This is a genomic window from Microbulbifer bruguierae, assembly GCF_029869925.1.
In the GTDB taxonomy this organism is placed as follows: Bacteria; Pseudomonadota; Gammaproteobacteria; order Pseudomonadales; family Cellvibrionaceae; genus Microbulbifer; species Microbulbifer bruguierae.
On sequence record NZ_CP118605.1, the window covers coordinates 357,754 to 381,012 of the forward strand.

The window sequence follows — 23,259 nt, forward strand, 5'->3', positions numbered from 1 at the left end:
GCTCGGCGATACGGGCATGGCTGGCATCCGCGGCCAACGGCTGCGTTGCACTTCAAACTTGATACTAGATAGCAATATCAATTGCACTTATGGAATCTGTTTGTACCTTGGCATTCATTGATGAGTTCCTTCTCTAACGAGAAACACGTTGCTGGGTGTACAAGGGGTACTTGAAAATTCAACCGGATTTTAAATCACTGTGAACTTATTTGGGCCATAGCCACAACAACGAGAGACCTGCGGTAAAGGGAATGGCAAACAGTAGCAGGACCCAGCGAAATAGGATCACGCCACCGAGAACGCCAGAGGCGACGGCTTTGAAGGTCAGGTTCGCGAGGTTTGCGATGACCATTGAGCGCCAGGCTGTACCCACATCCATGTTGCCGTTGGCAGCGAGATTGGCGGTGGAAAGGGTGATGGCATCGACATCGGTAAACCCGGAAATCAGCGCCACGACATAAATGCCGTGTATACCGAAATACTCTCTGGCGGCCGCGATGGCGACTGTAATGAGTGCGTACAGGGCACCAAAAATCAGTGCAGGCTTCAATTCTGCGGGGTTTCCGGGCTCGGGCATTGCGTCTTCCTGCTGCCGGATGCAGAGAAAGGTGAGAGCGCAGATTAGCAGGCTGATTACAAATAGAAGGCCTAGTGGTGGCAGAAACTCCATCAATTGTCGCGGTGCTACGACGGCTATTTCTACGAACATACGGATAAACATTGTGGTGGATGCGATCAATATCACAAGTGCGGCCAGTACCGCGGCTTTTTTCTGGTTCCGGGCCTGTTGGGCATAAATGACAGTCGTGGCGGTCGAGGAAATCAATCCTCCGATCAGGCCTGAAAGCAGAGTGCCGGCACGTGCGCCCACGACCTTGTATGCCGCGTAACCACCGAGACCGATGCCGACAATCAGCACCACCAGTAACCAGATGGAAAAGGGGTTAAGTACGTCATAGGGACCGAAAGTACGATTGGGCAGTATCGGTAGAATGATTAGCGACAGCACCGCGAACTGCATGATTGAGCGCAAATCTTTTTCCGAGAGCTTTTCTGCAAAGGCATGCATGCCGGGCTTGAAATGCAGCAGCACAGCTATGGTTCCACCCACCACCACCGCCACGGTTTTGTCGCCGAGTACAATGAATGCGCCCAGCAGATAGACAAGGAGCGCACTCACTTCCGTCGTGATCCCGGTGTAATCATCCTTCCCGCGCAGGCGCTCTATATTCCCTAACAGTATAAGTACTGTCATAACGCTTAAGCCTGTGAGCATAAGCCAGTTGAGTCCTGGCGCCTGACTCAGGTACCCGGTCAGGGCGCCAAACAGGGCAATCAGTGGGAAGGTGCGGATGCCGCCAAGTCGGTCGGAAGTGCGTTCCCGTTGCAGGCCGATCAGTAGGCCAAGGCCCAGAGCGATGGCGAAGGCGAGGATGCTTTCGGAGTCGAGTAATTGATGGGGGGTTAAAGGGCTGTCTGGGGCCATTGTGATGTGAGGTTCTGGTTGTCACATCATTGTAGTGGAGGACAGAGTTGGGTTTTTATGGCGTGACCAGTTGGGAGAGGATTGCCCGGTACCGGATCATATCTGGCGGGTTGGAATTTGCTTCGCTTCGCTCGCTGGTCTCTGCTGGCTTTGCCGGCTTCGGCTCGAACGGGGGTTCTCTTCCAAATCTCCCCCAGCGCATATAAAAAAAGCCCGGCATATAGCCGGGCTCATTTATATGGCGGTGGGGCAGGGATTCGAACCCTGGGACCTGTTACAGTCAACGGTTTTCAAGACCGCCGCTTTCGACCACTCAGCCACCCCACCAAATTGTGCTGCGCATTATACCGAGCTGTTGTTCCGGTACAAGTGCATCTGAGATTTTTTTAATAACTTCAATGGGTTAGCTGCATTTTTGAGCAGCTAACCCATTTTCCTGCCTGCAAGAATCAGCTGGCTTCGGCGGAGTCGCTGTCGGCTTCCACTGTAGCACTGCGCTTAACCCGAGGGTCGTTCACCGGGCGTTGCAGTGGGCGGGGCTGGTGCTGGATGGCTGCTGGTTGTGCAGTATCCAGAGGGCGCAGCTCGCCGATTGCCGGGCGCGCGGTAACGATCTCGAACTCTCCAAGCGGGTTGGGGTTTACACGAGGGTCGTTACTGGCGCGGGTGGTTTTTGCCGCGGCGTGCGGCGCTGCCACTTTTTCTGCCGATGGGGCTTCAGCTGTCTCAGTTACCGGTACAGGGACTTCCTCGGCAGGCACTTCAGTAATTTCCGCGGTTGACTCTTGAGTAGCGTCTTCAAGCACTGCTGGAGTTTCTTCCACCTCTGCTGGCTCGCTCGGCGCGATAGCAGCGGTGTTCCACGGTGATTCAGCCTGTGATTTTTCCTCTTCGACAGCGGGTTTTGTTTCCTTAACCGGTGCTGCTTCTACCGGGGCTTCCGCTTTGGGCGCTTCAGCAACTTCTGCTTTGGGCGCTTCTGCAGCGTCTACGGCTTCGGGATGCGCGCTGGAGGCTTGCACAGATGTTGCGCTGGCCGGCTCAGCTGCTGGTTGCGCTTCTACAGGCGGCTTTTCGGCTTTCTGCGCTACTTCTTGGCGGGCTGGCTGTGGCCGGTCGCCTGAGGGTTTGCGTGCTGCTTGTGCGGGCTCGGCGATCTGTTTCTCTGCCTGTTGCTCCGGTTGCTTTTGCACCGGCTTTTCAGCCGGTTTTTCCTGAGGCTTGCGCTCCGGGCGCGGTTTGGCCGTCGCTTCACGCTCGGCGCTATCGATGGCTTCGTTTACCTCACGGTTCAGTTCCTGCTGTTCGGCGCTTTCGCTTTCATCGGCGCCACCGGTTTCACCGCGACGACCGCGACGGCGAGGCTGCGGACGGGCGCGCACGTTGCTGGGACGGCGCGATGGACGCTGCTGATCGTCGCCGGTTTCTGCAACTTCGATAGCCGCGCTGTCGAGGTTGGTGGTTTCCACCTCGGCGGCTGGGCTCTGCTGCTCACTGCGGCGATCACCGCCACGGCGACGTCGGCTGCGACGCTGGCCTTCACGGTTGCCATCTCTGCTCTGCTCGCGCCCGGATTCACTGCGTGCGTTATCGCGGTTATCACTGCGACGCTCTGTGGCTTCAGTGTCTTCGCGGCGCTTGTCGTTACGCTTGGAGCGAGTGTCCTCTTTGCGCTCGTCTTTGCGCTCGTCTTTGCGCTCGTCGCTACGCTGATCGTCGCGGCGGCCACCGCGAGTATTGCGTCCGCGTCCGCGACCGCCACGCTGGCTGCGATTGCGCTGCTGATAGTTCTTGCCGCGTCCTTTGCCTTTCTGGTGCTTTTTGTTAGAGGACTCTTCTTCGCCACTGAACAGCGCGGTGATAGCGCTGATCAGGCGACTGAACAGTCCCGGTTTGGATTCCTTGCTAGCTTTTGCCTTCGGCTTTTCTGCAGGAGAGGGTGCCGGTGCAGTGTGGGCAATCTGCTGAACTGCGGGCTGTGCTGGTGCGCGCAGAGGTTCCTCTTCCTGATTTTTATCAGCCACTTCTTCGATCGAGCTGGCGATTTTGTAGGACGTTTCCAGAGTAGCGGAATCGTCATCACGCAGGCGTTGGACTTCGAAATGCGGGGTTTCCAGATCGGCGTTGGGAACAACCACCACGCGGGTATTGTTGCGCGCTTCAATATTGGAGATCGCCTTGCGCTTTTCGTTGAGCAGGTACGTTGCGACGTTCACCGGAGTGATTGCTCGAATCTCGGCGCTGCGCTCTTTTTTGGCTTCCTCTTCTACCAGGCGCAGAATAGACAGTGCCAGGGATTTGGTGCCGCGAATGGTGCCTTGGCCGCTGCAGCGGGGGCACACACGGAAAGTGGTTTCACCCAGGGAGGGGCGCAGGCGCTGGCGGGACATTTCCAGCAGACCGAAGCGGGAAATGCGACCTACCTGAACGCGGGCACGATCCATGCCGAGGGCCTTCTCCATACGCTTTTCAACTTCGCGCTGGTTGGACTTGCTCTGCATGTCAATAAAGTCGATGACTACCAGGCCACCCATATCGCGCAGGCGCAACTGGCGAGCGATCTCGTCGGCCGCTTCCAGGTTGATGGTGCGCGCGGTTTCCTCAATATCGCCGCCTTTGGTGGCGCGAGAGGAGTTGATGTCGATAGACACCAGGGCTTCGGTGACGTCGATGACGATGGAGCCACCGGAAGGCAGTTTCACTTCGCGCTCGAACGCGGTCTCGATCTGGCTTTCGATCTGGTAGCGATTGAATAGCGGGATGTTGTCGTCGTAGAACTTAACCTTATGGGCGTAGTTCGGCATGACCTGACGGGCGAACTCTGCCGCCAGTTGGTAAGCCCCATTCTCATCGACGATGACTTCGCCGATATCGTCTCGCATATAGTCGCGGATCGCGCGGATGATGACGTTGCTTTCCTGGAACAGGAAATGGGGGGCCTTGGAGTCATCCGCCTCTTTCTTGATCGCCGTCCACAGCTGCAGGAGGTAGTTGAGGTCCCACTGAAGTTCTTCGCCACTGCGGCCGACACCGGCGGTGCGTACGATGATGCCCATACCGGAGGGGACGTCGACGCTGGAGAGGGCATCGCGCAGTTCGCTGCGATCGTCGCCTTCAATGCGGCGTGAAATACCGCCAGCACGGGGGTTATTGGGCATCAATACCAGATAGCGGCCAGCGAGGCTGATAAAGGTGGTCAGCGCTGCGCCCTTATTCCCGCGCTCTTCTTTGTCCACCTGGACGATAACTTCCATGCCCTCTTTGACCACATCCTTGATTTTGATGCGGCCTTCGATCTCTTTGGGCTGTTTTATGAAGTATTCGCGGGATATTTCTTTCAGCGGCAGGAAGCCGTGGCGCTCAGCGCCGTAGTCGACAAAAGCGGCTTCAAGGGAGGGTTCTACGCGGGTTATTTTACCTTTGTAGATGTTGGCTTTTTTTTGTTCGCGGGTGCGGTTTTCGATATCGAGGTCGTACAGCCATTGGCCATCGACCAGTGCAACGCGCAGCTCTTCCGGCTGGGTTGCGTTGATCAGCATTCTCTTCATGCGTCAGTTTTTTCCTTGCGTTGTGCAAAGGCAAAAACACCGCTGAAGCTCGCAGGCTTGAGTGGATACGGCTGTGACCGGGGATGTCCCTGTAATCACTGCTGTTTTATATGTGGCCCGGTCTATGGGCAGCGCAAATGGGCGATGCCTGCCGGGTTCATATTTTTAACTCTGAATACCCAGTTCATACGGTATTCGCTTCCTGCCAGGGCGGCCGCGTGTATATCTCGGGCGGCTCCTGGCTGCTTCCCGGGTAGGGGCAGCATGGGTTACATCGCAGTTCTGGCTCTGGGGCCGGTTCGTAACTGGGCCCTTGTGGTCTTACCTGTTTGTTACCTGCGCCGCAGGGATGCCATGGTGCATCGGCTGCAAACGCCGGGGGCCAGTTCGGTCGCTGGCGACAAAATCTCAGAGCGAGATGTAACGAATCGAGTCTTTTCCAAGCGCTGCGGGCGTCAGCCCGTCTTACCTTCGCAAAAATCCCGCAATAGCGGGGTCAAGTCGGTGAGAGCTTCGGGGGGGTGCAATTTTGCTGCGTTCCCTGGGCACTCTCTTTGGGCGCGATCTTTGAGCTCAGCCTTTCGACGCGCTCACAAGGAGTCTCACCGACAAAGTTTTGTTGATCACGCGGCGTTCCGCGCACCGGCCTGACTGGCGGTATTTTCTCAAGAACGGCACCTGAGTTTTTATAGCAGAAAAACCGTGCACCGCCGAAAACCAGCCCCAATTCAGACCGGCCGAATATATCATGGTGGGTCTTCGGCAGCAATCGGGCTGCTTTCAATGCACAGTGCTTGCGGCTATCATGCGCCGCATGCGAAGTATCCCCCCTAAAAATAGCCCTCGATCCAGTAAACCGGAAGCCGGTGACGCCGACCAGTCGTCCGCGGCAAAGGGTTCTGGCGTGCAGTTTCTCACCGTGCCAGAAGAACTTGCTGGTCAGCGAATCGACAATTTCCTGCAGGCGCGACTCAAAGGCGTGCCCCGTTCGCGGATCTACCGGATTCTGCGAAAGGGGGAGGTGCGCGTTAATAAAGGAAGAGTGAAGGCGGAGTATAGGATTAAAGGGGGCGACCAGGTTCGCGTGCCGCCGATCAGGGTGTCTGAAGAGTCTGCGCCAGCGGTAGCTGGCGATCAGCTGCGGCGGACACTGGAGGCAGCCATACTTTATGACAAGGGCGGCTTGCTGGTGGTGAACAAACCTGCGGGTTTGGCTGTGCATGGTGGCAGTGGTGTGCGCCTGGGCCTGATCGAGGCGCTGCGGCAGATGTATCCGGACAGCCCGTTTATGGAGTTGGTACACCGCCTGGATCGCGATACCAGTGGCGCCATTCTGGTGGCGCGAAAGCGTTCGGTGCTGCTGCATGTACAGGCCGAGCTGCGGGCGGGCAAGCTGGGTAAGTCCTACCTGGCCCTGGCGGCAGGAAAATGGCCGCGGGGGTGCAAGCTGGTGGAGGCTCCACTGAAGAAGAACACCCTGAAAAGCGGCGAGCGCATGGTGGTTGTGGATGGCGAAGGCAAGCCGTCGACGACGCGTTTTCAGGTGGCGGAGCGCTTCAATGGCGCTACCCTGGTGGCGGCTGAGCCGGTAACCGGACGAACGCACCAGATACGGGTGCATGCGCAGTTTGTTGGCTGCCCTCTGGCGGGGGACGCCAAATACACCCCTGATGAGGTGAACGGTGAGTTTCGTGGGCTCGGGTTGAAGCGTCTGTTTTTGCATTCCGCGGAAGTCGGTTGCACGCTCCCCAGTGGTGAAAGGGTGCAGGTAAAGGCGCCTTTGCCTTCGGAGCTCGAGTTGGTGTTGGACAATCTGCGCAAGAGCTGAGGTGGGTTGTTCTGTGTCGGTGTCAGTCTCAGCTGCTGGAGGTGCCGGTAAGTGCTGGTGATTCTCGATTGGGATGGAACTGTTTGTAACTCAGAGCAGCGCATTACCCGTTGTATGCAGCGCGCATCTGACAGGGTTGGGCTGCCAGTGCTGGAGCCTGCTGCCATTGGTCAGATTATTGGTCTTGGATTGCCTGAGGCGATAGCAGCCCTGTTTCCTGAAGCGCACAGTGAGCAGCGTGCTCTGCTTCGGGATTACTATGCAGAGGAGTGGCTCGCGGCGCGGGCGGAACCTCTGTCACTGTTCGATGGTGTTCTGGCTACCCTGGATCGCCTATTGACGGCGGGTCATCAGTTGGCGGTGGCCACCGGGAAGAGCCGGCGCGGACTCAATAGTGAATTTGAAGTGCACGGTGTTGGGCATTTGTTTTTGTCCAGTCGCTGTGCAGATGAGACGGCGTCCAAGCCTGATCCGCGCATGCTCAATGAGATTTTGCGAGAGACCGGCTACCCGGTAGCGCAGGCGGTGATGGTGGGGGATACGGAATACGACCTGAAGATGGCGGCCGCTATTGGTATGGACGCTATCGGTGTCAGTTATGGTGTGCACGATCGCGCACGTCTACATGGCTGCGGTCCGCGTCAGATTATCGACCATTTCAGTGAGTTACTGGAGTGGCCGCCGCTGGTGGCTTGATAGTTTGGATCCTGAGTTAGGCTTCTGGAAGGGTGGAGAGGTTCAGGCGAGCGGGTCCACTTCGTATTGTCTGAGTAGCTCCATCAATCGAATTAATGGGAGGCCAATCAGGGTATTGGGATCGTTTCCTTCCATTTTTTCGAAAAGTGCGATCCCTAAACCTTCCGCTTTGAATGATCCTGCACAGTCCAGTGGGGAATCCAGCTCGATATAGCGCTCTATCTCTCGCGAGTTGAGCGCTCTGAATTGAACGGCGTATTGTTCGCACAGGGTGGAATGGGCTCCACTTCTGGAGTCAAAAAGGCAGAGTCCGGTGTGAAAAATTACTGTTTTGCCGGAGCAGAGCTGCAGTTGCTGTGCAGCCTTATCAGGGGTTCCCGGTTTTCCCAGTCGTTGACCGTCACATTCTGCCACCTGGTCGGAGCCAATAATCAGGGCGTCGGGAAATTCGTGGCGCAGGGCCTGTGCCTTTTCCCTGGCTAGTCGCGTGGCGAGTACCGTCGCGCTTTCATTGGGTGCTGCTTCTTCATTTATATGGGGAGATGCGGTTTGAAAGGGGAGCCCCAGCTTCTGTAATAGTGCGCGGCGATAGGGTGAGCTGGACGCCAGTATCAGTTGTCGCATGAGGTCGGGGTTCCGGATTCGTGGCTTGGCGTGTGCTGCTGTTGGTGGTGTTGGGAACGGCGATCATGCGGTCGCTGAATTGTTTTGACAAGGCTCAGATGAGTCCATAGAATTGCGCGCTTATGTCGATACCCCCCCAGAAATCTGCGCTCCCGCGCCGCATTGATGCACGAAAATTGGTGCAGCGCGAGCAGCAATTGGACGGCACCGTGCCATCGGATGCATTGCCTCGACTGGTCTCGTCTACCGAGTCAATAGATGGTGATGTGCAGGTGCAGCTGGCGTTTGGTCGGGATCTGCAGCGCAACCAGATTGCCAGTGGCCATCTGGAAGTGCAGGTGCATCTCCTGTGTCAGCGTTGTCTGCAGCCGGTGACCGAGCGTATTGAAGCAGAGGTCAATTGGGGGTTCGTCTGGACGGAAGAGCAGGGCAACGCATTGCCCAAGTCTCTTGATCCGGTGATACAGGAAGGTGATGAGCTGGATCTGTATCAAGTGTTGGAAGATGAGATTTTGCTCAATCTGCCGATGGTGGCTTACCACGAAGTGGAGTGTGTCTCTCGAGACGATCTTCAAAGTAGTGGCAAGGCAGCAGAAGCGGAGGAGCAACGAGAAAACCCCTTTAAAGTACTGGAACAGTTGAAGGGTTCGTCAAACAAGTCTTGAGAATTGTTTGAAGGGTTTGGGCTCGCCGGTAGGCGCCCCGGTTCCGGTGTTAACTGTTAGTTATGTTTAGGAGCACCAAATGGCTGTTCAGCAGAACAAAAAAACCCGTTCCCGTCGCGGTATGCGTCGTTCTCACGATGCACTGAGCGGACCTACTCTGTCCGTAGATCCGACTACTGGTGAAAAGCATCACCGTCACCATGTGACCAAAGATGGTTTCTACCGCGGTCGCAAAGTGATCGACGTCGGCGGCTCTTCCGAAGAAGAGTAAGCTTTGTCCAGCCAATTACGATTGGCCGTGGATGCGATGGGCGGGGACTTAGGTCCCCGCTCTGTCGTTCCGGCCTGCGCAAGATTCCTTATCCGCTTTCCGCAGGCAGAACTCAGCCTGTTCGGCCCGCGCTCTCAACTACAATCCCTCCTTATCAAGCAGCCCCCTTCCGTGCGCGAGCGCCTGGAAGTGATCGACTGTGCCCAGGTCATTACTCAGGGTTGCAATCCGATTCAGGCGCTTCGCCGCAAGCGTGAATCCTCAATGGCAAAGGCCCTGGAGGCTGTTGCCAGTGGCGCATGTGGTGCCATGGTGACCTCCGGTAATACTGGGGCTTTGCTGGCGCTTGGTCGCAGTATATTGGGCACGGTAGAGGGGGTGCGGCGCCCAGCGCTGGGGAAGTCGCTGCCTACGGCAGATGCATCCTGCTTCCTGCTCGATCTCGGTGCCAATATCGACTGTAGCGCGGAGGACCTGGTCCAGTTTGCGCGTATGGGCATGGAAGCGCAGAAAATCTTTTCCGGGAAAAGTAATCTGACGGTGGCGCTGTTGAATATCGGTGCCGAAGAACACAAGGGAACGGAAGAGATTCGCCGCGCCGGCAAGTTGCTGCAGTCAGATCCCGGAATCAATTACGTGGGCTTTGTCGAAGGGCACGATATTTTTACCGGTATTGTTGATGTGGTGGTTTGCAATGGCCTTATGGGCAATGTTGCGATGAAATCCGCCGAAGGCATCATTCGACTGATAGGTCAAAAAACGTTTACGATCGACAAAAAAGCGCCGATAAAGCGTTTTTTTGGCCAATTAGCCATAAATCTGTTGCGAAAATGGCGCGCACAGCTAGAGCCCGGTCGCTATAATGGCGCCAGCTTTCTGGGGCTGGAGGGCAACGTCATTAAAAGTCATGGCGGTGCCAGTAGTGAGGCGTTTTACCGCGCTTTACTAACGGCGAAAGAGTGTGCTGAGTCCGACCTGGCGCACAAAGTAGGCAGTGCCATGTCTATGCAGGTTCAGCGCCAAGCTGGATCTGAGTAGCTCGCCGTTATTGGTCGGCGGCCGGCCTGTCCTGCCACCTCAGTCCCAGGCAAGGCTCTTTTTTTTTGGTTTAAGGATGTTCCATGACCAACCCAGTTTTGGCGTTCGTATTTCCGGGCCAGGGCTCCCAACAAATTGGGATGCTGAGTGACACTGCTAAGGCATTTCCTGAAATCGGCGCGACCTTTTCCGAGGCTTCCTCCACTCTTGGTTATGATCTGTGGGATCTGTGCCAGAATGGCGCCCAGGAAGATATCAACCTTACCGAACGCACTCAGCCCCTGTTGTTGACTTCAAGTGTTGCCCTCTACCGTGCCTGGCTTGCTAACGGCGGTGTAAAACCTGCGTGTATGGCGGGCCATAGTTTGGGTGAGTGGTCGGCATTGGTGTGTGCTGGTGTGCTGGCCTTCGACGACGCTGTGCGCCTGGTGCGTGAGCGGGGGCGCTTGATGCAGGAAGCCGTTCCCGCTGGTGAGGGTGCCATGGCTGCCATTATCGGTCTGGATGATCAGGCTGTTGAAGCCGCTTGTGCCGAAGCGGCCCAGGGTGGCGTGGTTGCTGCGGTCAACTATAACTCTCCGGGGCAGGTGGTTATTGCCGGTTCAGCGGCCGCAGTGGAAAGGGCGATCGAGTCCTGTAAGGCTGCCGGTGCGAAGCGCGCTATGCCGCTGCCCGTGAGCGCCCCGTTTCATACCGAGCTGATGCGCCCGGCGGCGGAAAAACTGGCGTCGCAAATTGAGGCTGCGGTGTTTAACGCACCGGAAATGCCGGTGATTCATAATGTTCACGCTAAAAGCGAAGCGAATCCAGCGGCGATCAAGGCGCTGATGGTAGAGCAGATTTATAGTCCGGTACGCTGGACTTCCTGTGTGCAGGCTATGGCAGTGGATGGCGTTTCGCAGCTGGTTGAATGCGGTCCGGGCAAAGTGCTTGCTGGCCTCACCAAGCGCATTGATCGGAGCCTCGCGGCATTCAGTATCGAATCACCAGCTCAGATGTCGGAAGCGATAGCGTCTACAGCAGTATAATTTTAACGAAACACAGTGTCGTCGCTGTTTGTGTTAGGCGATGCGCACTGGTCTCTGGGGGAAATAATGTCTTTTACAACTTCACTTGAAGGCAAGGTGGCACTGGTTACTGGTGCCAGCCGCGGTATAGGGGCGGCCATTGCTGATCTCCTGGGCGCGCAGGGTGCGATCGTTATCGGTACTGCCACCAGTGACGCTGGCGCTGAAAAAATTTCTGCGCGTTTTACGGAGAAAGGACTAAATGGGGCCGGTAAAAAGCTGGATGTGACCAGCGCTGAAAGTATCGCTACTGTACTGGAGTCCATTAAAGCCGAGTTCGGTGCGCCAACCATACTGGTGAACAACGCCGGTATCACGCAGGACAACCTGCTCATGCGTATGAAAGACGATGAGTGGGATTCTGTGCTCAATACCAACCTGACCGCAGTTTATCGCGTGACCAAAAGTTGTTTGCGTGATATGACCAAAGCCCGTTGGGGGCGTATTGTCAATATCAGTTCCGTTGTCGGAAGCATGGGTAACGCTGGTCAAAGCAACTACGCTGCGACCAAGGCCGGCGTCGGTGGTTTTGCTCGTGCCCTCGCCGCTGAAGTTGGTTCCCGTGGCATCACTGTAAATACTGTAGCGCCCGGTTTTATCGACACAGATATGACCAAGGTTCTGCCGGAGGCGCAGCGGGAAACATTGCTGGGCAAGATTCCTCTGGGCCGTTTGGGTGCCCCCGAAGAGATTGCGTCCGTTGTCGCGTTTTTGGCCAGCGACGCTGGCGGTTATGTGACCGGAGAGACCATTCACGTGAATGGCGGCATGTATATGGGGTGATTTTCTTTCGGGAAAATTTCCGTAAGTAATTGATTGGTAAAAGTTTTTTTATCATTCAATGGTTGCTGGGAGACGGTGCATTACATCCCGAAAAAATCAGGGTACAATGCCGCCTCGCATTAACCATAAGCTGTGTTAGCCGGTTACTGACCCAGTATTGTTTCTGGGTGAATATTAAACAGTGACCAAAACAGATTTTTATCCACTAGGAGTTAAATTGAATCATGAGCAGCATTGAAGAGCGCGTAAAAAAGATCGTTGCTGAACAACTGGGCGTGAAGGAAGAAGATGTAAAGCCTGAAGCATCCTTTGTTGAAGATCTCGGCGCTGACTCCCTCGACACAGTTGAGCTGGTAATGGCTTTGGAAGAGGAATTCGAAACCGAAATCCCTGACGAAGAAGCAGAAAAAATCACTACCGTTCAGCTGGCGATCGACTACATCAATCAAAACCTTGGTTGATTCCTGCTGGATAGTTTAGGTAAAGGGTAATTAGCGTTACCCATTACTGGCATTGCGAGAGCCGTTCTATGTTGCATAGCGCGGCTCTCCGTCTATTTGAACCTTGTAAAAATGCGACCGGTTGTAGAAGTACAGTTTCCGGCGTGATTATTGATTTCGGGGGAGGCGCTAGTGTCGCGTAGAAGAGTAGTAGTTACCGGGATGGGTATGGTGAGCCCGCTGGGAAATACCCTTGCAGATACCTGGTCCGCGTTGCTGGCAGGCAAAAGCGGCGTTGTGCCCATTGATAGTTTTGATGTTTCCGCATTTACCACACGTTTTGCCGCCACCGTCAAAGATTTCAACCCCGAACCGCATGTGCCGCTGAAAGAAGCGCGCAAGATGGACATCTTTTTACAGTTTGGGCTCAGCGCTGCCATTCAGGCAATGGAGGACAGCGGGCTGGAGATAACGGACGCAACAGGCCCGCGTGTGGGTGCCTGTATTGGTTCCGGAATGGGAGGCATCCAGGCGATTGAAAACAATGCAATGTTGATTGCAGAGAAGGGTCCTCGCCGGGTTTCTCCATTTTTTGTGCCTGGTGCCATTATCAATATGGTGTCCGGCAACCTTTCAATTAAATACGGTATGAAAGGCCCGAATCTTTCAACCACCACCGCGTGCACGACTGGCACTCACGCCATAGGTCTGGGTTTACGCACTATTCAGTACGGCGATGCGGACGTGATGGTCTGTGGTGGTGCAGAAATGGTGACAACGCCGGTGGGTCTCGGCGGATTCTGTGCGGCGCGCGCGCTGTCTACGCGGAACGATGACCCGCAGGCTGCCAGCCGTCCCTGGGACAGAGACCGCGATGGATTCGTGCTGGGAGAGGGCGCCGGTGTTCTGGTACTTGAAGAGTACGAACATGCAAAAGCGCGCGGTGCAAAAATTTACGCCGAGTTGAGCGGCTTCGGTATGAGTGGTGATGCACACCATATGACGTCACCGCCGGAAGATGGCGCAGGCGCTGCTTTGTCTATGGCCAATGCGTTGCAGGACGCCGGCATGGGTGCTGGCGATATTCATTACGTCAACGCACATGGTACATCGACGCCTCTGGGTGATAAGGCGGAAATTGCTGCGGTACGCTCGGTATTCGCCGGCGCGCTGGACCAGCTGGCCGTGAGTTCTACCAAATCGATGACCGGGCACCTGTTAGGTGCTGCCGGTGCCATCGAGGCGATCTTCTCTGTACTGGCTCTGCGGGACCAGGTAGCACCGCCCACAATCAATCTTGATAACGTCGACGAAAATTGCGCAGGGGTAAATCTCGTACCGCACACTGCGCAGGAAATGAAAATCGATGCGGTGCTGTCCAATTCCTTCGGCTTTGGAGGCACCAACGGCTCGCTGATTTTCAAGCGCGTCTGACGGTATCCGGCGCTGATGGTTTGCACAATTGTCAGTGCCGGCTACAACTTCCCGCGATGACACCTTCAATGCTCTATCGTGACGACGCTGCGGGATTTGCCGGTGGGCTGCCCGAAGATCGTGATTTCTCATCCGGCCTCCTCGAGACCATGCGCGCCCATCGTGGGCAGATTCCACTTTTGTCGCTACATCTAGCGCGGCTGTATCGCTGTGGTGTACTGCAAGCCACAGTGCTTGATGATATTGCGCGTGCCGCGCAAGACCTTGCTGGTCGTACGGAAGGCTGGCCCGGTGGCGCGCGCATACGTTTGCGTTACGGCTGGTTTCATGGTGGCCAAATGGGGGATGTCAGCCCGCGTTTGCGCTGGGACCTGACGGCGGTTGCGCTTGAGGTAGCGACAGCTTGGGATAATGGGGTTGCCTTGTATGTCTGCGAGACCCCGTTAGAGCCGTTGGCTACAGTGTCGCCGTTCCTTTTAAGTAAAACGAGAAACGGCGCTGCGCAGGAGCCTGTACGAGGTTGTAAATTATTGTGCAGAGACAACTACAGAGCAGCGGCAGCAGAGCTTTCGCAATTTGGTGCGAGCACCTCGCCGGCGGATATTCAGGCTGAGGGCGCAGTTGCCGAGCGGGAAGGGTTAATTCGGGACCCCCAGGGTAGAGTGATTGAAGGCCTGCGTACCAACCTGCTGATTCGTCGTGGCGGTGCCTGGTGGACGCCGGATCTGACCTACTTTGGTGTCCGCGGTGTAATGCGTGAGTGGTTGGCAGGTCGCGTGGAAATCATTGAAGATGATATTGTGTTGGCGAATCTTGAACAGGCTGATGCACTTGCGGTCTGTAATAGTGTCAGGGGCGTGGTGCCGGTCATAAAATTGTTTGCCGGAGATCGGGTTCTTTTCGATTCCCGGCGCCATGTGGATCCGGCACTTGTCGAATTGCAAGAGCTGGTACATCGAGTTCTCTGGCAGTAGCGTTTCCCCGGTAATAGCGCCCCTCGCTAATTGCGATAGGCACAGGCAGTAAATACAAATCGTGACTAGCAAGAAAAGTAACAGTAAAAGTACCTCGACCAAGTCTCGTGGCAAGTCGGCACACTCTGTCCGGTTCCGCTGGCTGCGCTGGTTATTCATCCTGTGTTTTCTTTTGCTGTGTACCGTTGCTGTCGGCCTGTGGTCCGCGCAAAAGGCGCTTGTTAGTCCACTGGTATTGCCGGTGGATGGCATGCGTATCGACGTTGAAAACGGCAGTAACCTTTCCACCATTTTGTATCGACTTGAGGAGCAGGGTGTTCTGCCTTCGCGACTCTGGGCCCGTATTTATGCGCGGATAAAACGGCAGAGTAGTATCCACCCGGGTGAATATATGGTTCCCGCGGGTAGCAACGCGATGGACCTGGTGGGGCGATTGCACCGCGGTGATGTCACGCGCTACAGAATCACCATCGTCGAGGGGTGGACTTTCGAACAGGCCCTCACGCAGATTCGCAATGGCCGTAAAGTGAAGCCAACGGATGCTGCGGCATCGGTAGCGGTGGCCGCTGCATCGCTGGGTATCGAGGGTAATCCAGAGGGGCGTATTTTCCCTGATACTTATGTCTATCGCTCCGGGGCGACCGATATGGACCTTCTGCGGGAGGCATTTGAGCGAATGGCTGCGGTGTTGCAGCGAGAGTGGGAGGATCGTGCAGAAGGGCTGCCGTACGAGAGTCCGTACGAGGCGTTGATCATGGCCTCCATCGTTGAAAAAGAAACGGGGGTGCCCTCTGAGCGGGATGAAATCGCGGGCGTTTTCGTCCGGCGCTTGGGCAAAGGCATGCGCCTGCAGACGGATCCAACGGTAATTTATGGTCTCGGTGATAAGTACGACGGCAATCTTCGTCGCGCGGATCTGCGGACCGCTACACCGTACAACACCTATGTCATCAATGGCATGCCGCCGACTCCGATTGCATTGCCAGGGCGTGAGGCCATTTGGGCGGCGTTGCACCCGAAGGAGGGAGGTTCCCTGTACTTTGTGGCGAAAGGGGATGGCTCCCACCACTTTTCTTCCAGCCTGGATGAGCACAATCGTGCAGTGCGTGAGTTTCAATTGAAGCGCCGCTCAGACTATCGTTCCAGACCGGCGGATACGAATCCGACAAATTAGAAATGCGCGCAGCAGGCGCCTGCAGGTTGTTATTGAATCAATGTCAGAATTGAGTAGAGGCAAGTTCATCACCCTTGAGGGTGGCGAAGGGGTAGGTAAGTCTACCAATTTACGTTTTGTCACCCAGTGGCTGGAAAACCGCGGTATCGAATTTATCCAGACTCGTGAGCCTGGTGGCACACCGCTGGCAGAACAATTGCGCACCCTGTTACTGCAAAAGCGCGACGAGCGTGTGGACCCTACTGCGGAATTGCTGATGGTGTTCGCTGCTCGCGCGCAGCACTTGAGTCAGCAGATTCTTCCGGCGCTAGCCGCTGGCAAGTGGGTAGTCTGCGACCGCTTTACCGACGCTACTTATGCGTATCAGGGGGGCGGGCGCGGGCTCGATCGCACTTTGATCGCTCAGCTCGAAAATATTGTCCAGAAAGATCTGCGCCCGGATCGTGTGCTGCTGCTGGACTTGGATCCCGTGATCGGTCTTGAACGCGCTGCGGCTACTGGAGAGGCTGATCGCTTTGAAAGTGAGCAGCTGGATTTTTTTCGCAAGGTGCGCAGGGCTTACCGGGCGCGCGCAGAGTCGGATCCAGATCGATATGCGGTAATTGATGCATCAGTGGCGTTGCCAGAGGTGCAGCAGCAACTCGCGCATGTACTTGAGATCATAGCGGGCACGCCATGAGCAGTGAAAGTGTGAATGGTGAGGGCTTGCAGCCTGTTATCCCTTCCCCGCTGCCTTGGCAGGCGGCGCAATGGCAGCGATTGGGTGCTCAGTGGACCGCCGGGCGTTGTCCCCATGCGCTTCTGATTAGCGGACAGCCTGGGCTTGGCAAGCGTCGTTTCGCCGATGCATTTGCCGCGCTGCTGCTGTGTGATCAGCCCCGCCACGGGCTCGCTTGTGGGGAGTGTCGCGGTTGTCAGTTGCGTATTGCCGGCTCTCACCCTGATTTTATCCGTGTGGTACCGGAAAAGGAGCAGGGGCCGCTCAAGGTGGAGCAGATTCGCCAGCTGGGCGAATTTGTCGGTCGTACCAGTGGCCGTGGCGGCGTCAGAATCGTGTGGCTGGCGCCTGCGGAGGCGATGAATGTCAACGCGGCCAATGCACTCCTGAAGAATCTGGAAGAGCCCTCTGGCTCTGTGGTGTTTTTACTTGTGACCGACAACCCCTCCGGTTTGTTGCCCACCATTCGCAGCCGCTGTCAAGCCATTGCCTTTCCGGTTCCCTCTGCACAGTCGGCACTGCGCTGGCTACACGATAGCGGTGTCGATACCGACGAGGCTGCCAGTGCGCTGACACTGGCCGGCGGTGCGCCGCTGCTTGCCGTGAACCTGATGGAGCCGGAAGCTCGCGAAATGCGCGAGCAGTTTCTGTCTGATCTAGTGGCGTTGTCGCGCAGTGATCAGGCGGCGGTCACTCTCGCTGGGCGCTGGGAATCGCCGGGAGAAGGTGTGGAGCTCACGCAGTTGCTGCAGTTTTGGCAGAACTGGGTAGGTCAGATGCTAAGGGTACGCTCGACAGACCAAGCGGGAGACCTGCAGATCATGGCATTATTGCAGCGTACTCCAGGCTCTGGAACTGAGAGTTTGCGTCCGCTGTTTGCTTTTTATGACCACCTGCTCAAAGCCCGCGGCCTGCTGGTTGGCAACAGCAATCCAAACAAGCGCCTGCTACTGGAAGAGCTGCTAATCCGTTGGGCGGCACTGTTTCGATGATATCCGCGGCTGCCCGTGAAGGTTCCGTCCGCCTTTCGAGGCAGTTGATGGAGTAGACAGGCTGCAGGCTGGCGGGGTAAGTTACACAGTATCCGGGCAAGCGGCCCGGCCTGAGCTACAACAAAAACGATTCACCGGTTGTTTCCGATACGGGGTTGCACATGAAAGGTATGGGGGGCGGTGCCCGCAATGGCATCCTGTCGCTGAAGATTCAGGACAAGTCTGTGCTTTACGCAGCTTATATGCCATTTGTAAAAAACGGCGGCCTGTTCATTAATACCGACAAGAGCTACAACCTTGGCGACGAAGTTTTCCTGCTTCTCAGCCTTATGGACGAGCCGGAAAAGCTGCCGGTTGCGGGCAAAGTTGTCTGGATTACTCCTGGCGGCGCTCAGGGTAATCGCACCCCGGGAATCGGTATCCAGTTCAATGACAAAGAACATATCACGCAGAGTAAGATCGAGACCCTGTTAGCGGGTTCGCTCGAATCCAGCCGACCCACACACACTCTGTAGATCTCCGGGAGCGCAGCTCCCCCTGGCCCTCCAACTGTTCAGCGGGTGTAATCATCCGCGCGACCCGGGGCTTCAATCTGTATAATTCCCCGCTTTATTGCCCAAGTCCCAATACACCTTCTGACCAATAGGTCCCTAAACCATGCTGGTAGATTCCCACTGTCATCTCGACAGACTCAAACTTGATCAATTCGAAGGCGATCTGGATGCGGTACTCGAGCTCGCACGCAGTCGTGGTGTCGGCAAGTTTTTGTGTGTTGGAATCAGTCTGGAGAATGTGGACCAGGTGGTCTCCCTGGCAGCCCGTTATGACGATGTCGTTTGTTCCGTGGGCGTCCATCCCCTGGATGTGGACTCAGGACTGGCGGATGTCGAAAAGTTGAAGCAGCTTGCTGCCCGACCAAAGGTGGTTGCACTGGGTGAGACCGGGCTGGACTACTACTACAGCACCGAAACCAAAGAAGTACAGCAACACAGCTTTGTCGCCCACCTGGAGGCCGCGGCGCAGGTGGGCCTGCCGGTAATCGTGCATACCCGGGATGCACGGGAAGATACGATTGAACTGATTCGTGCGCACGGTAGCCGTGAGCACGCCGGTGTGTTGCACTGTTTTACCGAAAGCTGGGATATGGCCAGGTCGGCACTGGATTTGAACTATTACATCTCGCTTTCCGGGATCGTAACGTTCAAGAATGCCGAAGAGCTGCGCGATGTGGCTCGTAAGGTGCCGCTGGATCGCCTGCTGGTTGAAACCGACTCTCCCTACCTTGCCCCGGTACCTTATCGCGGCAAGCCGAATATTCCCGCGTATGTGCGGGAAGTGGCTGAATTCATCGCAGATCTGCGCGGGCTGGCATATGAAGAGCTGGCTGAAATCACCACCAATAATTTTCACCGACTTTTTCCGCGTGCGGCCTGACCGCGCGTATTAAAAAATTCAGGAATTGCTTATGTTGCAACAGCAATTGCAGGCCATGCTGGCACTGCAGGACGACATCAATACGCTGGTTAACGATAACTGGCGCGAGCAGAACTTTGCCTGGTACCGCGCGATCTGGGTCGAAAGCGCCGAGTTGCTGGATCACTACGGCTGGAAGTGGTGGAAAAAGCAGCTGCCGGATATGGAGCAGGTAAAGCTGGAACTGGTGGATATCTGGCATTTTGGGCTCAGCCTGGAATTACAGCAGGGCGCACCGGAAGTGGTTGCGGAAAATATGCGACAACAGCTTGCTGCATTGGATCCGGTGAGCGGTGATTTCAAGGAAGATCTGGAAGCCTTTACTCTCAATACCCTGTCGTCAAAACAGTTTGATCTTGTGGGCTTCGCGCAACTTATGATCGATTGCGATATGTCTTTTGAAGATCTTTACCGCCGCTATGTAGGTAAAAATGTCCTCAACCGTTTCCGCCAGGATCATGGCTACAAGGATGGAAGCTATAAAAAACTTTGGCAGGGGCGTGAAGACAACGAGCATCTGGCGGAAATCGTACAATCTTTGGACAGTACCGCTGAAAGCTTCAGTACGGAATTGTATGGAGCCTTGAAAACCCGTTATCCGGGGTAAGCAAAGGCACTGGCCAGACAAATTTTGCCCGAAGCTGATTAAAGGCTAATGAAATTTATTAGCGAGGCCCTATAATGCGGGCGCCTGAAAACAACGGAGATTAATCGTGAAAGCACCTGTTCGTGTTGCAGTTACCGGCGCCGCCGGTCAGATCAGCTATTCGCTGCTGTTTCGCATCGCTTCCGGCGAGATGCTCGGCAAAGATCAACCGGTCATTCTTCAGCTGCTGGAAATCACCCCGGCACTGGAAGCGCTGAAAGGCGTAGCCATGGAGCTTGAGGACTGTGCATTCCCGCTGCTGGCTGGAATCGTGCAGAGCGATGACGCCACCGTTGCCTTCAAAGATGCGGAATACGCTTTGCTGGTTGGTGCCCGTCCTCGTGGTCCGGGTATGGAGCGCAAAGACCTGCTGGAAGCCAACGCTGCAATCTTCTCCGCTCAGGGTAAGGCCCTGAACGACGTTGCTGCGCGCAGCGTAAAGGTGCTGGTCGTAGGTAACCCTGCCAACACCAACGCACTGATCGCCCAGCGCAATGCGCCGGACCTTGATCCGCGCAATTTTACCGCCATGACTCGTCTGGACCACAACCGCGCGCTGACCCAGCTGGCGAACAAAACCGATTCCACGGTTAACGACATCACCCACATGACCATCTGGGGCAACCACTCTGCTACCCAGTATCCTGATCTGCATCAGGCCAAGGTAAATGGCGAAGACGCCATGGGCAAAGTGGAGCAGGAGTGGTACGAAACCGACTTCATTCCGACCGTACAGCAACGCGGTGCAGCCATCATCAAGGCTCGCGGTGCCTCCTCTGCCGCCTCTGCAGCCAACGCCGCCATCGACCATATGCGCGATTGGGCGCTGGGTTCCGCTGAAGGTGACTGGACCAGCATGGGCGTATACAGCGACGGCTCCTATGGTATCCAGGAAGGCCTGATCTACTCTTTCCCGGTTGTCTGCAAGAACGGTGACTGGGAAATTGTGCAGGGCGTAGATATCAATGATTTCTCTCGCGAGAAGATGACTGCGACTGAGCAGGAACTGGCAGAAGAGCGCGACGCAGTTGCCCACCTGCTGCCGTAAGCTTTTACTTTTCATCAGGTAAAAGCCACAAAAAAACCCGCATTTTCATGCGGGTTTTTTTTGTTTTGGAGATTGGTAAATCTTCAGAACTTGACGTTGCGCGGGGTGCGCGGGAAGGGAATTACATCGCGAATGTTGCCCATGCCGGTAACGTAGGAAACAATGCGGTCAAAGCCGAGACCGAAACCGCCGTGTGGCACGGTGCCATAGCGACGCAGGTCGCGGTACCAGTCCAGATGTTCTTTGGGGATGTCCATCTCATCCATACGCGCATCCAGTTTGTCGAGACGCTCTTCACGCTGGGATCCACCGATGATCTCACCAATACCGGGCGCCAGGATGTCCATCGCCGCCACAGTTTTGCCGTCGTCGTTTACACGCATATAGAAGGCTTTGATGTCCTTCGGGTAATTCAGCACGATCACCGGCTTCTTGAAGTGTTTCTCTGCCAGGTAGCGCTCGTGTTCGGAGGCCAGGTCGATACCCCAGGAAACCGGGAACTCGAATTTCTCGCCACATTTCTCAAGAATCTCGATGGCTTCGCAGTAATTGATACGGGCGAAGTCGTTGTCGATGATATTTTCCAGGCGGCTGATGGCCTCCTTGTCGATGCGCTCGGCAAAGAACGCCATATCGTCGGGACGCTCCGTCAGTACTGCCTTGAATACGTATTTCAGCATCTCTTCCGCGAGATTGGCGCAGTCCGCCAGATCGGCAAATGCTATTTCCGGTTCCACCATCCAGAACTCCGCCAGGTGGCGGGTAGTATTGGAGTTTTCCGCACGGAAGGTGGGGCCAAAGGTATACACCTTGGACAGCGCGAGGCAGTAGCTTTCCACGTTCAGCTGGCCGGAAACGGTCAGGAAGGTCTCTTCGCCGAAGAAATCTTGTGAGTAATCCACCTCACCCTTATCGGTCAGAGGCAGGTTGGTCTGATCCAGAGTGCTTACCCGGAACATTTCACCGGCGCCTTCGCAGTCAGAAGCGGTGATGATCGGCGTGTGTATATAGTTGAAGCCCCGCTCGTGGAAGAAGCGGTGAATCGCCTGGGCAATGGCATTGCGCACGCGGGCGACGGCGCCGCTTACATTGGTCCGTGGGCGCAGGTGCGCGTGTTCGCGCAGGTGTTCCATAGTGTGTCGCTTGGGTGACATCGGATAGGTATCCGGGTCTTCGACCCAGCCTACCACCGTTACGCTGGTGGCCAGCAATTCGATAGCCTGGCCCTTGCCCTCAGACGCTTTGATGGTGCCCTCAATGTCTACAGCGCAGCCAGTGGTCAGGCGCAAAACTTCAGACTGGTAGTTGTTGACGTTGGACTCTACGACCACTTGAATCGGGTCGAAGCAGCTGCCGTCGTGCACGGCGAGGAAAGACAGGCCCGCTTTGGAGTCCCGGCGGGTGCGGATCCAGCCCTGTACGCGCGTGGTATCGCCTTCACGCTGGCTGGATTTCAGGAGAGTATCGATGGATTCAACTTGCATGATGGTGCTCTTGTTGTCGTGCGCGCTTTCAGAATTGATGCTCTGCCCCTGGGCTGAAATGGCGGCCCAGGGAATCGGCGCGGTTATCTATGCGCGGCTTGTGGTCGCGCTTTCCGGCGGCATCTTGCCGCCTGTTTGCCGGAAAATCCACCCCCGCATTAGTGGTGTTCCAAACGTCGTACGACAGCACACCCTGCGTGAAAAATGGCGTGACTCCTTGGTGCAGCTAACAGGGGCCTAGAAGGCAGTATAGAAGCGGGATGTGACTCTTGGTTCATCAAGCCTCTGTCCTACACTGAAATCATCGCAGTGATGGGGTGAAGCGCTCATGGTCAAAGAAGTCGGCGGCGCGCGCGGGCGCCGGGCCTGTATTCTTCTCGCGCCCAATCAATCCCTGTCTATGACGGGCAATCTCTGGGTTTTTATTTCATTGGTAGCGGTGTCTCTGGGCATTAGCATCGCCTTTGCGTTGGCAGGAGCGTGGATGGTTATCCCGTTTGCCAGTTTAGAGGTGCTATTGTTGGCTGTGCTGTTCGGTTATGTGTACAGCGAAGGGACTCGACGGGAAATGATTCGGATCAGTGATGATCGCGTTATGCTCGACAGTAGCCGCGGCAATCTTAAGCGGCCGGTGTACCACGCGGAATTTGATCGCGGCAGCCTCGCGATACTGGTGCGTATGGGTGCGAACCCGGCGGAACCTGCAGCGGTGACTTTCTCCGGGCCTGAGGGGTGTCTGGAAGTAGGAGAGTTTCTTACCGATGTCGAAAAGGCAGCGCTGATAGAAAAGCTCGGTAGCTGTGGCTTGCGTGCACGCAGGGAGGAAGGTTACCGCTTGCAGGACTTTTAAAGTTATCGTTTTCTGCAGAT

23 protein-coding genes and 1 tRNA gene are annotated in these 23,259 nt (G+C 56.0%); 19 read left to right on the top strand and 5 right to left on the bottom strand.

Annotated elements, in window-relative coordinates; all coding sequences use genetic code 11:
• Window positions 1-205: 205 nt before the first annotated feature.
• The 3 genes from PVT68_RS01595 to rne all read right to left on the bottom strand — a co-directional run bounded on the left by PVT68_RS01595 (window position 206) and on the right by rne (window position 5,034).
• Window positions 206-1,486, bottom strand: a complete 1,281-nt coding sequence (locus PVT68_RS01595) for an MgtC/SapB family protein (RefSeq protein ID WP_280320825.1) — start codon at window positions 1,484-1,486, stop codon at window positions 206-208.
• A gap of 239 nt (window positions 1,487-1,725) precedes the next feature.
• Window positions 1,726-1,813: transfer RNA gene (locus PVT68_RS01600), tRNA-Ser, on the bottom strand.
• A 122-nt stretch (window positions 1,814-1,935) separates the two neighbouring features.
• Window positions 1,936-5,034, bottom strand: coding sequence for a ribonuclease E (gene rne / locus PVT68_RS01605; protein WP_280320826.1), 3,099 nt, complete (start codon window positions 5,032-5,034; stop codon window positions 1,936-1,938).
• 904 nt (window positions 5,035-5,938) lie between these two features.
• Between rne and rluC the strand changes: the two genes are divergently transcribed.
• Both rluC and PVT68_RS01615 read left to right on the top strand, forming a co-directional pair.
• Window positions 5,939-6,862, top strand: coding sequence for a 23S rRNA pseudouridine(955/2504/2580) synthase RluC (gene rluC, locus PVT68_RS01610; RefSeq protein ID WP_280320827.1), 924 nt, complete (start codon window positions 5,939-5,941; stop codon window positions 6,860-6,862).
• Window positions 6,863-6,919: 57 nt separating this feature from the next.
• Complete coding sequence (locus tag PVT68_RS01615) at window positions 6,920-7,558, top strand: HAD-IA family hydrolase (RefSeq protein WP_407666168.1); 639 nt, start codon at window positions 6,920-6,922, stop codon at window positions 7,556-7,558.
• A gap of 42 nt (window positions 7,559-7,600) precedes the next feature.
• Here the strand turns inward: PVT68_RS01615 and PVT68_RS01620 are convergent, their stop codons facing one another.
• The gene (locus tag PVT68_RS01620; protein ID WP_280320829.1) at window positions 7,601-8,182 is read right to left on the bottom strand and encodes a Maf family protein; all 582 of its coding nucleotides are present in this window, start codon (window positions 8,180-8,182) and stop codon (window positions 7,601-7,603) included.
• 122 nt (window positions 8,183-8,304) lie between these two features.
• Here PVT68_RS01620 and PVT68_RS01625 point away from each other — a divergent pair, with 122 nt between their 5' ends.
• The 15 genes from PVT68_RS01625 (at window position 8,305) to PVT68_RS01695 (ending at window position 20,905) form a co-directional block, all read left to right on the top strand.
• The gene (locus PVT68_RS01625) at window positions 8,305-8,847 is read left to right on the top strand and encodes a YceD family protein (protein ID WP_280320830.1); all 543 of its coding nucleotides are present in this window, start codon (window positions 8,305-8,307) and stop codon (window positions 8,845-8,847) included.
• Between the two features lie 79 nt (window positions 8,848-8,926).
• Window positions 8,927-9,118, top strand: a complete 192-nt coding sequence (gene rpmF, locus PVT68_RS01630; RefSeq protein ID WP_043316110.1) for a 50S ribosomal protein L32 — start codon at window positions 8,927-8,929, stop codon at window positions 9,116-9,118.
• Between the two features lie 3 nt (window positions 9,119-9,121).
• Complete coding sequence (plsX, locus tag PVT68_RS01635) at window positions 9,122-10,156, top strand: phosphate acyltransferase PlsX (RefSeq protein WP_280320831.1); 1,035 nt, start codon at window positions 9,122-9,124, stop codon at window positions 10,154-10,156.
• 83 nt (window positions 10,157-10,239) lie between these two features.
• Window positions 10,240-11,184 (top strand): ACP S-malonyltransferase, encoded by a 945-nt coding sequence (gene fabD, locus PVT68_RS01640; protein ID WP_280320832.1) that lies wholly within the window; start codon window positions 10,240-10,242, stop codon window positions 11,182-11,184.
• A 66-nt stretch (window positions 11,185-11,250) separates the two neighbouring features.
• Entirely contained in the window at window positions 11,251-12,006 is a 756-nt protein-coding gene (fabG, locus tag PVT68_RS01645; protein ID WP_280320833.1) for a 3-oxoacyl-ACP reductase FabG, read from the top strand.
• 224 nt (window positions 12,007-12,230) lie between these two features.
• Window positions 12,231-12,467: an acyl carrier protein gene (gene acpP / locus PVT68_RS01650; protein WP_010130751.1), complete on the top strand. Its 237-nt coding sequence runs from the start codon at window positions 12,231-12,233 to the stop codon at window positions 12,465-12,467.
• 171 nt (window positions 12,468-12,638) lie between these two features.
• Window positions 12,639-13,880 (top strand): beta-ketoacyl-ACP synthase II, encoded by a 1,242-nt coding sequence (gene fabF / locus PVT68_RS01655; RefSeq protein ID WP_280320834.1) that lies wholly within the window; start codon window positions 12,639-12,641, stop codon window positions 13,878-13,880.
• Window positions 13,881-13,948: 68 nt separating this feature from the next.
• Window positions 13,949-14,854 carry an aminotransferase class IV gene (locus PVT68_RS01660; RefSeq protein ID WP_280320835.1) on the top strand — a complete coding sequence of 302 codons (906 nt, stop codon included), beginning with the start codon at window positions 13,949-13,951 and terminating at the stop codon, window positions 14,852-14,854.
• 61 nt (window positions 14,855-14,915) lie between these two features.
• Entirely contained in the window at window positions 14,916-16,028 is a 1,113-nt protein-coding gene (mltG, locus tag PVT68_RS01665) for an endolytic transglycosylase MltG (protein ID WP_280320836.1), read from the top strand.
• Window positions 16,029-16,068: 40 nt separating this feature from the next.
• Window positions 16,069-16,707, top strand: a complete 639-nt coding sequence (tmk, locus tag PVT68_RS01670) for a dTMP kinase (RefSeq protein ID WP_280320837.1) — start codon at window positions 16,069-16,071, stop codon at window positions 16,705-16,707.
• A complete protein-coding gene (locus PVT68_RS01675; RefSeq protein ID WP_280320838.1) occupies window positions 16,704-17,738 on the top strand; it encodes a DNA polymerase III subunit delta' in 1,035 nt (344 codons plus the stop codon). The genes tmk and PVT68_RS01675 overlap by 4 nt, the downstream gene beginning before the upstream one ends.
• 161 nt (window positions 17,739-17,899) lie before the next feature.
• Window positions 17,900-18,253: a PilZ domain-containing protein gene (locus PVT68_RS01680; protein WP_280320839.1), complete on the top strand. Its 354-nt coding sequence runs from the start codon at window positions 17,900-17,902 to the stop codon at window positions 18,251-18,253.
• 142 nt (window positions 18,254-18,395) lie between these two features.
• A complete protein-coding gene (locus PVT68_RS01685; protein WP_280320840.1) occupies window positions 18,396-19,172 on the top strand; it encodes a TatD family hydrolase in 777 nt (258 codons plus the stop codon).
• Window positions 19,173-19,203: 31 nt separating this feature from the next.
• Window positions 19,204-19,818: a dUTP diphosphatase gene (locus tag PVT68_RS01690; RefSeq protein ID WP_280320841.1), complete on the top strand. Its 615-nt coding sequence runs from the start codon at window positions 19,204-19,206 to the stop codon at window positions 19,816-19,818.
• Window positions 19,819-19,924: 106 nt separating this feature from the next.
• Window positions 19,925-20,905, top strand: a complete 981-nt coding sequence (locus PVT68_RS01695; protein ID WP_280320842.1) for a malate dehydrogenase — start codon at window positions 19,925-19,927, stop codon at window positions 20,903-20,905.
• Window positions 20,906-20,988: 83 nt separating this feature from the next.
• Here the strand turns inward: PVT68_RS01695 and asnS are convergent, their stop codons facing one another.
• Window positions 20,989-22,389, bottom strand: coding sequence for an asparagine--tRNA ligase (gene asnS, locus PVT68_RS01700; protein WP_280320843.1), 1,401 nt, complete (start codon window positions 22,387-22,389; stop codon window positions 20,989-20,991).
• Here asnS and PVT68_RS01705 point away from each other — a divergent pair.
• Both PVT68_RS01705 and PVT68_RS01710 read left to right on the top strand, forming a co-directional pair.
• On the top strand, window positions 22,373-22,630 hold the full coding sequence (locus PVT68_RS01705; RefSeq protein WP_280320844.1) for a hypothetical protein: 258 nt from the start codon (window positions 22,373-22,375) through the stop codon (window positions 22,628-22,630). The genes asnS and PVT68_RS01705 overlap by 17 nt on opposite strands.
• A gap of 87 nt (window positions 22,631-22,717) precedes the next feature.
• The gene (locus tag PVT68_RS01710; protein ID WP_280320845.1) at window positions 22,718-23,239 is read left to right on the top strand and encodes a DUF2244 domain-containing protein; all 522 of its coding nucleotides are present in this window, start codon (window positions 22,718-22,720) and stop codon (window positions 23,237-23,239) included.
• Window positions 23,240-23,259 lie beyond the last annotated feature (20 nt).

Excerpts from the sequence above, each read along its gene's own strand:
- PVT68_RS01705 (WP_280320844.1), top strand. The coding sequence starts at position 22,373 with ATGGATTCAACTTGCATGATGGTGCTCTTGTTGTCGTGCGCGCTTTCA.
- PVT68_RS01685 (WP_280320840.1), top strand. The coding sequence starts at position 18,396 with ATGCTGGTAGATTCCCACTGTCATCTCGACAGACTCAAACTTGATCAA.
- PVT68_RS01680 (WP_280320839.1), top strand. The coding sequence starts at position 17,900 with ATGAAAGGTATGGGGGGCGGTGCCCGCAATGGCATCCTGTCGCTGAAG.
- PVT68_RS01625 (WP_280320830.1), top strand. The coding sequence starts at position 8,305 with ATGTCGATACCCCCCCAGAAATCTGCGCTCCCGCGCCGCATTGATGCA.
- rne (WP_280320826.1), bottom strand. The coding sequence starts at position 5,034 with ATGAAGAGAATGCTGATCAACGCAACCCAGCCGGAAGAGCTGCGCGTT.
- tmk (WP_280320837.1), top strand. The coding sequence starts at position 16,069 with ATGTCAGAATTGAGTAGAGGCAAGTTCATCACCCTTGAGGGTGGCGAA.
- fabG (WP_280320833.1), top strand. The coding sequence starts at position 11,251 with ATGTCTTTTACAACTTCACTTGAAGGCAAGGTGGCACTGGTTACTGGT.
- acpP (WP_010130751.1), top strand. The coding sequence starts at position 12,231 with ATGAGCAGCATTGAAGAGCGCGTAAAAAAGATCGTTGCTGAACAACTG.
- rpmF (WP_043316110.1), top strand. The coding sequence starts at position 8,927 with ATGGCTGTTCAGCAGAACAAAAAAACCCGTTCCCGTCGCGGTATGCGT.
- PVT68_RS01710 (WP_280320845.1), top strand. The coding sequence starts at position 22,718 with ATGGTCAAAGAAGTCGGCGGCGCGCGCGGGCGCCGGGCCTGTATTCTT.
- PVT68_RS01675 (WP_280320838.1), top strand. The coding sequence starts at position 16,704 with ATGAGCAGTGAAAGTGTGAATGGTGAGGGCTTGCAGCCTGTTATCCCT.
- PVT68_RS01690 (WP_280320841.1), top strand. The coding sequence starts at position 19,204 with ATGTTGCAACAGCAATTGCAGGCCATGCTGGCACTGCAGGACGACATC.
- fabD (WP_280320832.1), top strand. The coding sequence starts at position 10,240 with ATGACCAACCCAGTTTTGGCGTTCGTATTTCCGGGCCAGGGCTCCCAA.
- asnS (WP_280320843.1), bottom strand. The coding sequence starts at position 22,389 with ATGCAAGTTGAATCCATCGATACTCTCCTGAAATCCAGCCAGCGTGAA.
- PVT68_RS01595 (WP_280320825.1), bottom strand. The coding sequence starts at position 1,486 with ATGGCCCCAGACAGCCCTTTAACCCCCCATCAATTACTCGACTCCGAA.
- PVT68_RS01660 (WP_280320835.1), top strand. The coding sequence starts at position 13,949 with ATGCTCTATCGTGACGACGCTGCGGGATTTGCCGGTGGGCTGCCCGAA.
- PVT68_RS01620 (WP_280320829.1), bottom strand. The coding sequence starts at position 8,182 with ATGCGACAACTGATACTGGCGTCCAGCTCACCCTATCGCCGCGCACTA.